This window comes from Mycobacterium stomatepiae, assembly GCF_010731715.1.
GTDB lineage: Bacteria > Actinomycetota > Actinomycetes > Mycobacteriales > Mycobacteriaceae > Mycobacterium > Mycobacterium stomatepiae.
The window spans coordinates 1,259,882-1,274,707 of sequence record NZ_AP022587.1; the positions used below are offsets into that span (position 1 = coordinate 1,259,882).

Annotated in this window: 14 protein-coding genes and 1 pseudogene; 5 read left to right on the top strand and 10 right to left on the bottom strand. The window is 67.6% G+C overall.

Annotation, left to right across the window (positions count from 1 at the left end; all coding sequences use genetic code 11):
• Position 1 precedes the first annotated feature (1 nt).
• Positions 2 to 973: a YihY/virulence factor BrkB family protein gene (locus G6N54_RS05910; protein ID WP_163788967.1), complete on the bottom strand. Its 972-nt coding sequence runs from the start codon at positions 971 to 973 to the stop codon at positions 2 to 4.
• 189 nt (positions 974 to 1,162) lie between these two features.
• Between G6N54_RS05910 and G6N54_RS05915 the strand changes: the two genes are divergently transcribed.
• A complete protein-coding gene (locus G6N54_RS05915) occupies positions 1,163 to 1,870 on the top strand; it encodes a DUF5666 domain-containing protein (protein ID WP_179969174.1) in 708 nt (235 codons plus the stop codon).
• 34 nt (positions 1,871 to 1,904) lie between these two features.
• On the opposite strand, the gene G6N54_RS05920 is transcribed toward G6N54_RS05915, so the two are convergent.
• The 8 genes and pseudogenes from G6N54_RS05920 to G6N54_RS05955 all read right to left on the bottom strand — a co-directional run bounded on the left by G6N54_RS05920 (position 1,905) and on the right by G6N54_RS05955 (position 9,572).
• Entirely contained in the window at positions 1,905 to 3,146 is a 1,242-nt protein-coding gene (locus tag G6N54_RS05920) for a GNAT family N-acetyltransferase (protein WP_163788968.1), read from the bottom strand.
• Positions 3,147 to 3,282: 136 nt separating this feature from the next.
• Positions 3,283 to 3,630 (bottom strand): metal-sulfur cluster assembly factor, encoded by a 348-nt coding sequence (locus G6N54_RS05925; RefSeq protein ID WP_163788969.1) that lies wholly within the window; start codon positions 3,628 to 3,630, stop codon positions 3,283 to 3,285.
• A pseudogene (gene sufU / locus G6N54_RS05930) lies at positions 3,611 to 4,073 on the bottom strand (Fe-S cluster assembly sulfur transfer protein SufU); the annotation flags it as partial. The gene G6N54_RS05925 and the pseudogene sufU, both read right to left, overlap by 20 nt.
• Before the next feature lie 18 nt (positions 4,074 to 4,091).
• Positions 4,092 to 5,345, bottom strand: coding sequence for a cysteine desulfurase (locus tag G6N54_RS05935; protein ID WP_163788971.1), 1,254 nt, complete (start codon positions 5,343 to 5,345; stop codon positions 4,092 to 4,094).
• A 2-nt stretch (positions 5,346 to 5,347) separates the two neighbouring features.
• Entirely contained in the window at positions 5,348 to 6,148 is an 801-nt protein-coding gene (gene sufC, locus G6N54_RS05940; RefSeq protein WP_163788972.1) for a Fe-S cluster assembly ATPase SufC, read from the bottom strand.
• Positions 6,148 to 7,332 carry a Fe-S cluster assembly protein SufD gene (gene sufD, locus G6N54_RS05945; protein ID WP_163788973.1) on the bottom strand — a complete coding sequence of 395 codons (1,185 nt, stop codon included), beginning with the start codon at positions 7,330 to 7,332 and terminating at the stop codon, positions 6,148 to 6,150. Before sufD ends, sufC begins: the two co-directional genes overlap by 1 nt.
• Entirely contained in the window at positions 7,332 to 8,777 is a 1,446-nt protein-coding gene (gene sufB / locus G6N54_RS05950) for a Fe-S cluster assembly protein SufB (RefSeq protein ID WP_163788974.1), read from the bottom strand. The genes sufD and sufB overlap by 1 nt, the downstream gene beginning before the upstream one ends.
• Positions 8,778 to 8,822: 45 nt before the next feature.
• Positions 8,823 to 9,572: a helix-turn-helix transcriptional regulator gene (locus G6N54_RS05955; RefSeq protein WP_232073409.1), complete on the bottom strand. Its 750-nt coding sequence runs from the start codon at positions 9,570 to 9,572 to the stop codon at positions 8,823 to 8,825.
• 120 nt (positions 9,573 to 9,692) lie between these two features.
• On the opposite strand from G6N54_RS05955, the gene mptB reads away from it, so the two are divergent.
• The 4 genes from mptB (at position 9,693) to G6N54_RS05975 (ending at position 14,185) form a co-directional block, all read left to right on the top strand.
• Positions 9,693 to 11,381 (top strand): polyprenol phosphomannose-dependent alpha 1,6 mannosyltransferase MptB, encoded by a 1,689-nt coding sequence (gene mptB, locus G6N54_RS05960; RefSeq protein WP_163788975.1) that lies wholly within the window; start codon positions 9,693 to 9,695, stop codon positions 11,379 to 11,381.
• On the top strand, positions 11,378 to 12,340 hold the full coding sequence (locus tag G6N54_RS05965; protein WP_179969175.1) for an ABC transporter ATP-binding protein: 963 nt from the start codon (positions 11,378 to 11,380) through the stop codon (positions 12,338 to 12,340). The genes mptB and G6N54_RS05965 overlap by 4 nt, the downstream gene beginning before the upstream one ends.
• Positions 12,337 to 13,116 carry an ABC transporter permease gene (locus G6N54_RS05970; protein ID WP_163788976.1) on the top strand — a complete coding sequence of 260 codons (780 nt, stop codon included), beginning with the start codon at positions 12,337 to 12,339 and terminating at the stop codon, positions 13,114 to 13,116. Before G6N54_RS05965 ends, G6N54_RS05970 begins: the two co-directional genes overlap by 4 nt.
• Before the next feature lie 109 nt (positions 13,117 to 13,225).
• Positions 13,226 to 14,185 carry a COX15/CtaA family protein gene (locus G6N54_RS05975; protein WP_372513245.1) on the top strand — a complete coding sequence of 320 codons (960 nt, stop codon included), beginning with the start codon at positions 13,226 to 13,228 and terminating at the stop codon, positions 14,183 to 14,185.
• On the opposite strand, the gene G6N54_RS05980 is transcribed toward G6N54_RS05975, so the two are convergent.
• Positions 14,150 to 14,824 (bottom strand): ATP-grasp domain-containing protein, encoded by a 675-nt coding sequence (locus tag G6N54_RS05980; protein WP_163788978.1) that lies wholly within the window; start codon positions 14,822 to 14,824, stop codon positions 14,150 to 14,152. The two genes, G6N54_RS05975 and G6N54_RS05980, sit on opposite strands and share 36 nt — an antisense overlap.
• Positions 14,825 to 14,826: the final 2 nt, after the last annotated feature.

The following is a 14,826-nucleotide window of genomic DNA, read 5'->3' on the forward strand; positions in this document are numbered from 1 at the left end:
GCTACGGTGTCACGGGCCTATTCACGTCGTTGAAACGGACGATCACGCGCTCGAGCTGTTTGACGCGTTCGGCTTTCGCCCGCTTGGCGTAGATCCGCCGGTCGGCCGGCGTGAGTTCGGCGTCGTCGCTGAAGGCGCTCAGCAATGCGCGCGGGCAGAGGTGCTCCACCAGTACGACGTTCATTTCGGCGCAGAGCACCAGCGCCGTCGACACCAGATACAGGAAGGCGAGCAATCCCAGCACCAACGCGAAGATGCTGTTGGTGGCGCTGGCCGTCTTGACGGTGTGCTGGATATAGCCGGCACCGAACCACTGCAATATCTGCCAAATAACCGCTGCCGCAACGGCCCCCGGCAGCACCTGCCGGTAGGTGAGTACCCTTGCGGTCGTCACACGGAAAGCCACCAGGCAGATCATCGCGTTGATCGCCACGGTGGTCAGCGCGACACCGATCCTGCCGAAGATGCCCAGCTCCCCTGTCGTCTGCGCGATCCCGGACAAGACGGTGGCCGCGAGCACCGCCGAACCCAGCACGAAAAGCAATCCGCAGCTGCGCACGCGTGATCGAATCGGGTTGGGGCGCTTGTGCTTCGGCACGGCCCATACCGAATCCATCGCGTTCTGCACGGCTTGGCCGACACCCAGGCCGCCGTAGAGCGCACCCAGGATTCCGACGACGACGGCGACCGTGCCGCCGCTGAGCCCCTCGGGCTGTTGCAGCTGGCTGCCGATCACCGGGAATTGACTCAGGGCGCTGTGCAGCACCTGCTCTTGCAGATCGGGGCGACCGGCGAGCACCACACCCAGCCCGGTGGTCAACAACAGCAGCATCGGGAACAGCGACACGAAGCCGTAGTACGTGATCAGCGCGGGCAGATAGCCGCCTTGATCATCGAGGTATTTGTAGATGACAGCCACGGTCACACTCACACCGCGGTTGCGTCGCTGCAAATCGTCCAGCCAGCCCACCATTGCCGATCACTCATCCCCCCAGAAACCGACACCCGATCCAACCGGGTTGGGCCGGGCATACCCCGATTCGCCGGCAGCCAACCGTGTCGGCAGGTGCGGTTGGCCACCGACGTCGCATCTCATAGCTCGGCCACAGCTGGATTCGGTAGACCCGTTCGTGGGGATCACCCCACGATTGGAGAAACGTCGATGTCTGCCAGCTCTCACCTGTGCACCCGATTCGCGATGCTCGCGGTCTCCGGGATCACCGCGGTATCCGTCGTGGCCTGTGGTTCGTCGCACCCGGCCAGCCCCACTTCCTCAAGTCCTGCCGCGTCGCCGGCGGCGCCGTCCAGCTCGCCCCCAGCCACCGGTCAGGCTCGGGTACGTGGCCTGATCGCATCGGTGTCGGGAAACACCGCGCAGATCACGGAGGAAAAGGGCGATGCCGCTGTGGCTTTCAGCGCCACGACCAAAATCACCGAACTCACCCCGGCCACGCTGAGTGACGTCACCACCGGCAGTTGCGTCACCGTGCGGCCCGCTCACCGGGGATCAGAACCCGGCCAGCCGATCGCCGCGGCGGGCGTGCGGGTGACCCCCGCCGTCGACGGGAAATGCCCAACGGCGCCTGCCAAACGAGCGCCCGTGCAAGGCGCCGTGGCCTCCGTCGCTGGCAACACGATCACCGTGACGCGTATCGACCCCAGCGGCGCGGGCTCGCAGGCGACGGTGACGGTCACCGATCAGACGCGATACACCAGGCAGGCCGGTGCCGGCATTCAAGCGATCACGCCGGGCAAATGCATAACGGCACAAGGCAATCGGGACGGCAGCGGCACGCTACAGGCGAACACCATCGACCTGCGGCCGGCCCACGACGGCAAATGCGGGGGCCAGCATCGGCTCGGCAGGTAACGCCGCGAAGACTTCCCGAGGTGAGAGACCGCGCTTAGAAGTTGTCGGGCATGCCGGGGGCGGCGGGCCAGTCGAAGGCGACCGCGGTCCGGTGTAGCGAACCGGGGGTGAGTTCTGTGACGAATCCCGCGCTGGCCAGCGCCTGCAGATTTACCCCGCCCAAGTAGATCGCGCCGAGGTCGCGCGCGGTGACGGCGATGTCGGCTGGTGCCGTGGTGGTTTCGCATGCGGCACCGTCGGGTCCGCCACATAGGTGCAACCGGCCGGTGTTCCACGGGCAGAACTCGTCGGTCGCCTCGAGTACCACGTCGACGCAGGTTGTGTACCGGCGCAACGTCAGTGCGCGGGACACGTCGACCAGTCGTACATAGATGGCGTCCTTCACTTCACACCGCAGTGCCCGCTGGTCTGTGACCAGGTAGCGCAGCTGCTCGTCGGTCGCGGCCCACTCGTACTTGACAGTCCTGACCAGGTCCATGTCGAGTAGGTGGCGCCAAATGCGTGCGTACGCGCGGTGATTGGTGGCTCGCACCTCCTGGATATGAAGTTCTCCGTTGGGCTGGCCGGAGTCCGTCCAGCCGGCCTTGGGGCGGTAGATGGCGAATGCGCTGGCGGTGCCATCGGCCTCGCGGTGCAGGGCAAAGCGAATCTTGCCGGTGCCCTCGCGCCTCTCTTCGCTGTCGTGGATCACGGTGTCCCACCACGGCCGCGGTCTGGCCATCAGTCCGGGGCGTTGCGCCATGGCCCGGTCGTAGATTGCGGGTGCGTTGGCCATGAGTGTGTCGGTATCGGTGTCGGTCACCGTGCCGTCGCCGAGCTCGACCTCGGGGCGGAAGCCGAGCTCGCGCAGCTGCCCGGATAACCCCGCGATCGAAGTGGCCGTTCCGTACCCGAATCGCCCATAGATCGAGGCTTCCGAGGCGAACAGCATGGCCAGCGCCTCGGTTCCGCGCGACCTGATGTCGTCGAGCTGGTGGCGCATCATCGCCGTCAGCAGGCCGCGGCGCCGATGGCTCGGTGACACCGTGACCGCGGTGACGGCGGCCACCGGGGCGGTCACACCGCCGGGCAGTACCACCTGCTTGCCGAAGGCGCCCGCGGTGGACGCCCAGCGAGTGCCGTCGTGAAATCCGACCATGCGGTCAAACTCGGTGACCTTGCGCATCAGGTCGATCTCGTCCTTCTGTATGTCCTCGAAGAACACCGCGTACGACGCGGACATGAATGACTCATAGTCATCGTCATCGCTGATGGCGCGCAGGGTCAGCTCAGTCACATATCTAGACCTACCGCAGCGCACCCCGGCAAGTCATCCGATTTTGGGCCACGCGCACCGATTCCCGCTGTGTCGTGGTTCATTTCGAGCCCGACCAGGAAGCCCGGACTGCCAACAGTCTCAGTCAGTCTTAGAGCTAGACGGTGAAGCCGAGGGCGCGCAATTGTTCGCGCCCGTCCTCGGTGATCTTGTCCGGACCCCACGGTGGGTTCCACACCCAGTTGATCCGCAGATCGTTGACCAAACCGCTGCCGACCAGCGCGCTGCGCGACTGGTCTTCGATCACATCGGTCAGCGGGCAGGCCGCCGACGTCAGCGTCATGTCGATGGTCGCGACCTTTCCTTCGTCGCCCTTCTCGACGTTGAGGCCGTAGACAAGCCCCAGATCGACGACGTTGATCCCCAGCTCGGGGTCGACGACGTCGCGCATCGCCTCTTCGAGGTCGGCGAGAAACTCCTCGTCGGGTGCGGTGGTTTCGCTCATCGTTGGTCCTCCTCGAAAGCATGGCTGGCCTGGGCCAGTGCGTCTTTGCACGCCATCCACCCCAGCAGGGCACATTTCACCCGGGCCGGGTACTTGGCGACGCCGGCGAAGGCGATGCCGTCGCCCAACACATCCTCGTCGCCCTCGACCGTTCCCCGCGACGACACCATTTCGGTGAACGCCGTGATGGTCTTGAGGGCTTCGCCCACGCTCTGCCCGATCACCTGCTGGGTCAGCACCGAGGTGGCCGCCTGGCTGATCGCACAGCCTTGCCCATCATAGGAAACGTCCGCGACGGTTTGACCGTCGCCGGACAACGTCACGCGCAGCGTGACCTCGTCGCCGCAGATCGGGTTCACGTGGTAGACCTGCGCGCCGAACGGCTCGCGCAGTCCGCGGTGCTGCGGGTGTTTGTAGTGATCCAGGATCACGTCCTGATACATCTGCTCCAGACGCACGGCTCACGCTCCGCCGAAGAATTCCACCGAACGGCGCACACCGGCCACCAGCCGGTCGACCTCGTCGGCGGTGTTGTACACCGCGAACGACGCCCGCGCCGTGGCTGCCACCCCGAACCGGCGGTGCAACGGTAACGCGCAGTGATGACCGACCCGCACAGCGACGCCCTCGTCGTCGAGCACCTGCCCGACATCATGTGCGTGCACGCCGTCGACGACGAATGCGACCGGGGAGCCACGGTTTTCCATCGACGCCGGCCCGATGATGCGCACGGCGTCGATGCCGGACAGGCCCTCCAGCGCCGCGGCCACCAGCTCACGCTCGTGAGCTTCTACGGCCTCCATTCCGATCGCACCGAGATAGCGTGCGGCCGCGGCCAGGCCGACGACCTGAGAGGTCATCGGGGTGCCGGCCTCGAACCGCTGCGGGGGCGCGGCATACGTCGTGCCTTCCATCGTGACGGTCTCGATCATCGAGCCGCCGGTGAGGAACGGCGGCAGCGCCTCGAGCAACTCGCGGCTGCTGTAGAGCACCCCGATTCCGTTGGGGCCCAGCATCTTGTGGCCGGAGAACGCACCGAAGTCTACGTCGAGGGCGCGGAAGTCGACCGGCTGGTGCGGCACCGACTGGCAGGCGTCGAGCACGGTCAGCGCGCCCACCGCCTTGGCTCGCTCGACGAGCTCGTGCACCGGCGCCACCGCGCCGGTCACGTTCGAGTGATGGCTGAACGCAACCACTTTGACGCGCTCGTCGAGTTCCAGCGAGTCCAGGTCGATACGTCCGTCGTCGGTCAGGCCGTACCACTTGACGGTCGCCCCGGTGCGCCGGGCCAGTTCCTGCCAAGGGACCAGGTTCGCGTGGTGCTCGAGCTCGCTGATCACGATGACGTCGCCCGGACCGACCGCGCCGTTGAAACGCTGGTCGCCCAGCACATAGGACACCAGGTTGAGCGCTTCGGTCGCGTTCTTGGTGAAGACCAGCTCGTCGCTGTCGGCGCCGACGAACGCCGCGATGTCTGCCCTACCCTGCTCGTAGGCGTCGGTGGCTTCTTCCATCAGCTGATGCGCACCGCGGTGCACGGCGCCGTTGGACGTCAGCAGGAATTCGCGTTCGGCGTCGAGCACCTGCAGCGGCCGCTGGGACGTCGCGCCGGAATCCAGGTACGCCAACTGTTTTCCGCTGCGCATGATGCGCTTGAGGATCGGGAAATCGGCACGGATCGCCGCGAGATCCAATGGAGTCACGGAGGCCGTCATCGTTACGCCCCCGTGGCAGCCGCTTGGGTGAAGCGCTCGTAGCCATGCTCTTCGAGCTCGTCGGCCAGTTCGGGCCCGGCGGATTCGACGATGCGGCCGCCGACGAACACGTGCACGAACTGCGGCTGGATGTAACGCAGAATCCGAGTGTAGTGCGTGATCAGCAGGACGCCGCCACGCACCGGCTGGCCGGTGCCATCGTCCCAGCCGGCTTCGGCGTAGCGGTTCACACCCTCGCTGACCACCCGCAATGCGTCGACGTCGAGCCCGGAGTCGGTCTCGTCGAGGATCGCGATCTTGGGCTTGAGCAGCGCGAGCTGCAGGATCTCGTGGCGCTTCTTCTCACCGCCGGAAAAGCCTTCGTTCACACTGCGTTCGGAGAACGCCGGATCGATCCCGAGATCGTCCATCGCGCCCTTGACTTCCTTGACCCAGTGCCGCAGCTTCGGCGCCTCGCCGCGCACGGCCGCGGCGGCGGTGCGCAGGAAGTTCGACATCGACACCCCCGGCACCTCGATCGGGTATTGCATGGCCAGGAACAAGCCGGCCCGCGCCCGCTCGTCGACGCTCATCGCCAGCACGTCCTCGCCGTCCAGCGTGATCGAACCGGACGTCACCTCGTACTTCGGGTGCCCGGCGATCGCATAGGACAGGGTGGACTTGCCGGACCCGTTCGGGCCCATCAGCGCGTGCGTCTCCCCCGACTTCACGGTGAGGTCAACACCTTTGAGGATTCCAATGGCGTCGGATTCGTTGGTGCGCGCGACGCTGACGTGCAGATCCGTGATTTCGAGAGCGGTCATCAGTTCTTGATTCCTTCGGTTAACTCAAGTTCGTGCTCGATGGCCTCGGTCAGCCGGTCACGCACGGCGGCCACGGCGATCTTCTGGATGATCTCGCCGAAGAAGCCACGCACGATCAGCCGGCGGGCCTGGTCTTCCGGGATACCGCGAGCTTGCAGGCAGAACACTTGCTCGTCGTCGAATCTTCCGGTGGCACTTGCGTGTCCGGCGCCGACGATCTCACCCGTCTCGATTTCGAGGTTGGGCACCGAATCGGCGCGGGCGCCGTCGGTGAGCAGCAGGTTGCGGTTGGTCTCGAAGGTGTCCGTGCCGGTGGCCTCCGCGCGGATCAGCACGTCGCCCACCCAGACGGTGTGCGCGTCGGGACGGCTGGATTCCGGATCGGCTTGCAGCGCACCCTTGTACAACACGTCCGACTTGCAGTTCGGGAAAGCGTGGTCGACGAGCAGCCGGGACTCGAAGTGCTGGCCGTCGTCGGCGAAGTAGGTGCCGAGCAGTTGCGCGTCACCGCCGGCCGCGGTGAACCGCACCGTCGTCGACGTGCGAACCAGGTCGCCGCCGAGCGTCACGTTGACGTGGCCGAGCACCGAATCCTTGCCCAGGCGTGCGTGATGCGCACTGACGTGGACGGTGTCGTCGGCCCAGTCCGCGATCCAGATCACCCCGACGGCCGCCGAGTCGGCGACGATGATCTCGACGTTGTCGGCGTAGGTCCCGCTGCCGCGCAGGTCGATGACGAAGATCGCCCGCGCGAGCTCCTCGACGCGGATCTGCAGATGCCCGTAGGCGACCGCGCCCTCGCCGGGCCCGGTGATCACGATCTCGATCGGCGTGGCGACCTCAGTGTCGCGCGCCACGGTCACCACCGTCGCGGAGTTGAACGACGAGAATGCCTGGGCCGCAACACGATCCGCAGGAACGCCGCCCTGGCCCAGCCGCTCGTCGCCGCGACGGACGGTCTCCACCGTCACACCGGGCTGTTCGCCGACACTGATCTGCGCCTTGCCGTTCGCGACGGCCGAGCCGTCGTGCAGGCCGCGCAGCCGGCGCAGCGGGGTGAACCGCCAGATCTCGTCGCGGCCGCTGGGCACCTCGAAGGCGCCCACGCCGAACGACGCGAACAGCTCACCCTTGTTGGCAGCGGTGAGGGCCGAACCCTCAACCGCTTCAGTCAGTCCCGTCACTAGCCGACCGCACCTTCCATCTGCAGCTCGATCAGCCGGTTGAGCTCCAGCGCGTACTCCATCGGCAGTTCCTTGGCGATCGGCTCGACGAAGCCGCGCACCACCATCGCCATCGCCTCGTCCTCGGTCATGCCGCGGCTCATCAGGTAGAACAGCTGGTCCTCGCTGACCTTGGACACGGTCGCCTCGTGACCCATCGTGACGTCGTCCTCGCGGATGTCGACGTACGGGTAGGTGTCGCTGCGGCTGATCGTATCGACAAGTAGCGCATCGCATTTCACGCTGGAGCGCGATCCGTGGGCACCCTTGTTCACCTGCACCAGGCCGCGGTAGGACGCGCGGCCACCGCCGCGGGCCACCGACTTGGAGACGATGTTGCTCGACGTGTTGGGCGCCAGGTGCAGCATCTTGGCGCCGGTGTCCTGGTGCTGGCCCTCGCCGGCGAACGCCACCGAGAGCACCTCACCCTTGGCGTACTCACCGGTCATCCAAACCGCCGGGTACTTCATCGTCACTTTCGAGCCGATGTTGCCGTCGACCCATTCCATCGTGGCGCCGGCTTCGGCCCGGGCCCGCTTGGTGACCAGGTTGTAGACGTTGTTCGACCAGTTCTGGATCGTCGTGTAACGGCAACGGCCACCGGGTTTCACGATGATCTCGACCACCGCGGAGTGCAGCGAGTCGCTCTTGTAGATCGGCGCGGTACAGCCTTCGACGTAGTGCACGTAGGCGCCCTCGTCGACGATGATCAACGTCCGCTCGAACTGGCCCATGTTCTCGGTGTTGATCCGGAAGTAGGCCTGCAGCGGGATGTCGACGTGCACACCCGGCGGCACGTAGATGAACGAACCACCCGACCACACCGCGGTATTCAGCGCGGAGAACTTGTTGTCGCCGGCCGGGATCACGCTGCCGAAGTACTGCTTGAAGATCTCCGGGTGTTCCCGCAGGCCGGAATCGGTGTCGAGGAAGATGACGCCCTGAGCTTCCAGGTCCTCACGGATCTGGTGGTAGACCACCTCGGACTCGTACTGAGCCGCAACGCCCGAGACCAGGCGTTGCTTCTCCGCCTCGGGGATCCCGAGCTTGTCGTAGGTGTTCTTGATGTCGGCGGGCAGGTCGTCCCACGTGGCGGCCTGCTTCTCGGTGGAGCGCACGAAGTACTTGATGTTGTCGAAGTGGATGCCCCCGAGGTTCGAGCCCCAGTTCGGCATCGGCTTCTTGTCGAAGGTGCGCAGCGCCTTGAGCCGGATGTTGAGCATCCACTCCGGCTCGCTCTTCTTCGCCGAGATGTCACGCACGACTGCCTCGGAAAGGCCGCGCTGTGCGCTGGCACCCGCGACGTCGGAGTCCGACCAGCCATAGCCGTACTTGCCCAGGGATGCGATCGCCTGCTCCTGGGTTAACGGCGCTGCGGGCGTGGTTGCCTCTGGCGTGAGTGTCATTCGGACGCTCCTTTGGTGCCGGCGCGGGCTGGGCGCCGCTTGATGCTAGGTCTTGCTTGCTGCCTTACTCGCCACGGGAGCGAGCGGCACGTGGGTGGTACAGGCGCAATCGCCGTTGACGATCGTCGCCAGCCGCTGCACGTGGGTGCCGAGCACCTCGGCCATGGCTTCCCGCTCGGCCTCGCATAGCTCCGGGAATTCCTCGGCGACATGCGATACCGGGCAGTGGTGCTGGCAGATCTGCACGCCGTGCAGCGGCAGGCCCACCCGGGTCGTGGTGGCGACGTAGCCGGCCTTGGTCAGCGCGCCGGCCACCCGTTCGGCGGCGGCCTCGACGTCGGCGTCGTCTGTGCTGTCGGCGGGCTCGACGTCGGCCAGGATCGTATCGATGCGGCGCCGGGCGAACGTCTGCAGCGCGCCCTGGCCGCCGATCTCGCGCAGCTGGCGCATCGCCGCGACCGCCAGGTCGTCGTAGGCGTGGTCGAGCTTGGCCCGGCCCGCCGGCGTCAACCGGAAACGTTTGGCGGGGCGCCCGCGTCCGGCCTGCTGCCATGCCGCGGCAGCTGCCGATTCCGCGTCGCCCGCCTCGATCAGCGCGTCGAGATGACGCCGCACGCCGGCGGCCGCCAGACCCAGCCGGTCACAGATCTCACTGACGGTGATCGTCCCGGATTCCAGCAGCAGCCGCACGATGGCGCGGCGGGTGTGACCATCAGGCATCACCGCGGGAACCGCGGCACCGGTTGCGGGCACCGCAACGGCTTCCCGCGCTTCCTCGGTGGTCCGGATTTTCACAACACCAGTGTGACGCAATTCCGGAATTCGGTCTAGCAAGGCTGCCCTCAGTACCGCGTCGTGCCGATCACCCGGCGAGCACCGGGCCGGGGCTGGTCGACATGCCGCTACGCTGCACTGATGGCAGTGCGCCACCACACCCTGAGCTCATCGATCGCCGCGTTGCACGGCGACGAGAAGCCCGTGGGCTCACCGCTGAATGAGACCGAACTCACCGCGCTTCGGCGCACCCGCCTGTTCGGCGCCACCGGAACGGTGCTGATGGGGATCGGCGCGCTGGGCGCCGGGGCCCGGCCGGTCGTCCAGGACCCCACCTTCGGCGTTCGGCTGCTGAACCTGCCATCCCGGATTCAGACGGTGTCGTTGACGATGACCACGGTCGGGGCGGTGATGATGGCGCTGGCCTGGCTGATGCTGGGCCGATTCGCGCTGGGCAAGCGGCAGATGTCGCGCGGCGAGCTGGATCGCACGCTGGTGCTGTGGATGCTGCCGCTGCTGATCGCGCCGCCGATGTACAGCAAGGACGTCTACTCCTACCTGGCCCAGAGCCAGATTTCGCTGGAGGGACTCGACCCCTACAAGGTCGGTCCCGCGTCCGGGCTCGGTCTCGGCCATGTGTTCACCCTGTCGGTGCCCAGCGTGTGGCGGGAGACGCCGGCGCCCTACGGTCCGTTGTTCTTGTGGATCGGACGCGGCATCTCGGCGCTGACCGGCGAGAACATCGTCGCCGCGGTGCTCTGCCACCGGTTGGTGGTGCTGGCCGGTGTGGCGATGATCGTGTGGGCGGTGCCGCGGCTGGCCCGGCGCTGCGGCGTCGCCGAAGTCAGCGCGCTGTGGCTGGGCGTCGCCAATCCGCTGCTGCTGATGCATCTGGTCGCCGGCATCCACAACGAGGCGCTGATGCTGGGCTTGATGCTGATCGGCGCCCAATTCGCGCTGCGCGGTATCGCTTCGCCGCGGCTCTGGCCCACCTCGTGGCGCCGGCTCGGCCCCGACTGGGAACCGTTGGGGATGCTGCTGGCCGGCTCGATCCTGATCACGCTGTCCTCGCAGGTGAAGCTGCCCTCGCTGCTGGCGCTGGGATTCGTCACGATGGCGCTGGCCCACCGCTGCGGCGGCAACCTGCGGGCGCTGCTGCTGGCCGGCGGCGGGATCGGATCGTTGGCCCTGGCGGTGATGGGCCTGGTGGGCTGGGCGAGCGGACTCGGGTTCGGCTGGATTTTCACCCTCGGCACCGCCAACGTGGTGCGCAGCTGGATGTCGCCGCCGACGCTGCTGGCCCTGGCGACCGGGCAGGTGGGGATTCTGCTGGGCCTGGGCGATCACACCACCGCCGTACTGGCCCTGACCCGCTTTATCGGCGTGCTGATCATCATGGTGCTGGTCAGTTGGCTGCTGTACGCGGTGTTCCGCGGCCGGCTGCATCCGATCGGCGGCCTCGGCGTCGCACTGGGCATCTGCGTGCTGCTGTTCCCCGTCGTGCAGCCCTGGTATCTGTTGTGGGCGATCATCCCGCTGGCGTGTTGGGCGACCCGCACCGGATTCCGCGAGACGGTCATCGTGGTCACCCTCGTCGTCGGCATCTTCGGGCCGACGGCCAACGGCGACCGGTTCGCGCTTTTCCAGATCCTGGATGCCACCCTGGCCAGCGCCGCCGTGATGGCCGTGCTGGTCGCGCTGACGTACACCCGACTGCCCTGGCGACCGCTGCTGTCCGCGCCGGCCGACAACGGGGAAACGAACGAGTCGCCCAGCGCCCAGACCCCGCGACCGGCGTCGGCACCCGACGCCTACGCTGACTCGACGTGAGTTCGGCCCCGCAGGTCCATTTAGATGTCCCCCCAGCCGCCGAGATAGTGGTGCGGCTGCGCGGGGTGAGTAAGCGGTACGGCTCGACGACAGCTGTGTCCAATCTCGATCTCGACGTGCACGCCGCCGAGGTGCTGGCCCTGTTGGGCCCCAACGGCGCCGGCAAGACGACGACGGTCGAGATGTGCGAGGGCTTCGTGCGCCCGGACGCCGGCACGATCGAGGTGCTGGGGCTGAACCCGGTCGCCGACAACGCCCGGCTGCGCGCGCGCATCGGGGTGATGCTGCAGGGCGGCGGCGGTTATCCGGCGGCCCGCGCCGGCGAGATGCTGAATCTGGTGGCCGCCTACGCCGCCGACCCGCTGGACCCACAGTGGCTGCTGGCCACCCTGGGCCTGACCGATGCGGCCCGCACCACCTACCGGCGGCTGTCGGGCGGCCAGCAGCAGCGGCTCGCGCTGGCCTGCGCGCTGGTCGGGCGTCCCGAGCTGGTGTTCCTCGACGAGCCCACCGCGGGCATGGATGCGCACGCCCGACTGCTGGTATGGGAGCTGATAGACGCGCTGCGCCGCGACGGCGTGACGGTGGTGCTCACCACGCATCAGCTCAAGGAAGCCGAGGAGCTCGCGGACCGGATCGTCATCATCGACCGCGGGTCGACCGTCGCGGAGGGCACCCCGGCAGAGCTGATGCGCTCCGGCGCGAAAGACCAGTTGCGGTTCACCGTACCGCCGCGACTTGACTTGTCGCTCTTGGCTTCTGCGTTACCGGAGGACTACAAGGCCACCGAAGTGACGCCGGGCGAGTACCTGGTCGAAGGCCCGGTCGACCCGCAGGTGCTGGCGACGGTTACGGCCTGGTGCGCCCAAATCGACGTGCTGGCAACCGATATGCGCGTCGAGCAACGCAGTCTCGAGGATGTGTTCCTGGAGCTGACCGGCAGGAAGTTGCGATCGTGACCGACACTCCACTGTTCCCGCCGGGCACCTTCACCCCCGATCCGCGACCCAGCGCCGTGCCGAAAATGCTTGCCGCCCAATTCGGCCTGGAGCTGAAGCTGTTGCTGCGCAACGGCGAACAGCTGCTGCTGACCATGTTCATCCCGATCACGCTGCTGGTCGGACTGACGCTGCTGCCATTCGGCTCGTTCGGCCACAACCGCGCCGCGACGTTCGTGCCGGCCATCATGGCGCTGGCGCTGATCTCGACGGCGTTCACCGGCCAGGCGATCGCCATCGCGTTCGACCGGCGTTACGGTGCACTGAAACGCCTTGGGGCCACCCCACTTCCAGTCTGGGGCATCATCGCCGGCAAGTCCCTTGCCGTGATTACCGTCGTGTTCTTGCAGGCAATCATCTTGGGCGCCATCGGTTTTTCATTGGGCTGGCGGCCAGCTCCGCTGGCTCTGGCACTAGGCGCGGCGGTGATCGCGCTGGGCACCGCCGCCTTCACGGCACTCGGCCTGCTGCTCGGTGGCACGTTGCGCGCCGAGATCGTCCTCGCGGTCGCCAACCTGATGTGGTTTGTCTTCGCCGGGCTGGGCGCGCTCACCCTCGAGACGAACATGATCCCCACGGCCGTCAAGTGGGCGGCCCGGCTCACCCCGTCCGGCGCGCTGACCGAGGCGCTGTCGCAGGCGATGACGCTGTCGGTCGACTGGTTCGGCGTCGTCGTCCTAGCGGTGTGGGGCGCGGTGGCCGCGCTGGCCGCGCTGCGCTGGTTCCGCTTCACCTGACGATCGATCGCCCGCGACACTGTAACCACGCAGCCGACACGCCGGCCCAGGCCTGCGAAATTACAGTGTCGGCGCAAACCCGATCCCGTACTACGGGCGGTAGTTTTCGCTGGCCTACGATCGGGCGATGGCTGTCGGACGTGTGCTGATGCGGTTGGTGGACCTGCTCCCCGACGCCAGCCTGCGCGTCCAGCGGATCATCGCCGCCACCGTGATCGTCTCCCAGGGCGGCATCGCCGTCACCGGCTCGATCGTGCGGGTCACCGCGTCGGGACTGGGCTGCCCCACCTGGCCGCAGTGTTTCCCGGGCAGCTTCGTCCCGGTCGCCGTCGCCGAGGTCCCGCGGGTGCATCAGGCCGTCGAGTTCGGCAACCGGATGTTCAGCCTCGCGGTGGTGGTCACCGCGGCGCTGGCCGTGCTCGCCGTATACCGGGCCCGCCGCCGGGCCGAGGTGCTGGCCTACGCGTGGCTGATGCCGGTCTCGACGGTGGTGCAGGCGGTGATCGGCGGCATCACGGTGCGCACCGGGTTGCTGTGGTGGACGGTGGCGATTCACCTGCTGGTGTCGATGACGATGGTGTGGCTCTCGGTGCTGCTGTACGTGAAGGTCGGCGAGCCGGACGACGGGGTGGTGCACGAGCGGGTGGCCCGGCCGTTGCACCTGCTCACCGCGCTGACCGGGGTGAACCTGGCGGTGGTGCTGGTCACCGGCACGCTGGTGACCGCGGCCGGTCCGCACGCCGGAGACCGCAGCCCGAGCCGGACAGTGCCGCGGCTGAAGGTCGAGATCACCACGCTGGTGCACATGCATTCGTCGCTGCTGGAGATCTATCTCGCACTGTTGGTCGGGCTGGGCTTCGGCCTGTGGGCGGTCCGCGCGCCGCGGGCGATCCTGCAGCGGCTGGGCGTGCTGCTGGCCCTGGTCTGCGCCCAGGCCGCGGTCGGCGCCACGCAGTACTTCACCGGCGTGCCCGCCGCGCTGGTTGCCGTCCACGTGGCGGGCGCCGCGGCGTGCACCGCCGCGACCGCTGCGCTATGGGCCTCGATGCGAGAACGGGCCGAGCCCTAGCCGCTCGCAGGCTGATTCCACGGCCAGGGCGAACTCGCGCTGGGCCAGATCTCGGGCGCCGGATTCCAGCCGCCGCCAGCCCAGTGGCGGCGCCACCAGATCGACCCCGGCGACCCGCTCCGCGTCGACGTCGACGTCGACGTCGACCCGGGCATACAGCAGCTCGCCGGGGCCGACACCGGCCCGCTCGGCGGCCGCCGCGATAGCGGCGTAGCCCAGGTCCCACACCTCGAAGTCGGGCTCGACCGGCCAAGCGTGCGACTGCTGCCCGCCGAGAAAGATCAACACCGACTGCGCCGTCGCACCCGGCAGCGTTGGCACACCGGCCTTCTCGAGGTCGTCGAAGTAGCGCGCGCTGAGATTCCAGGCCACCACCGCGGGCGGATTCAGCAGGTTCTTGACGCGGGCGGTCCACGCCAGGAACTCGTCGAGCCGGGCGGCGACGTCGTCGATGGTGCGCAGGAGCACCAGATCCGCATCGCGGGTGTCGGGGTCGTCCCAGGACAGCCAGCGCGCGTGCAGACCGCGCCGCCGCAGCGCCACGATCAGCCCCGCATCGTCGCCCTGGCCGCGGGGATGCTGGGGACATCCGGCCAGCACAATGCGGGGGTGAAAGACGTCCGGACGGGCAAGCTTCATGC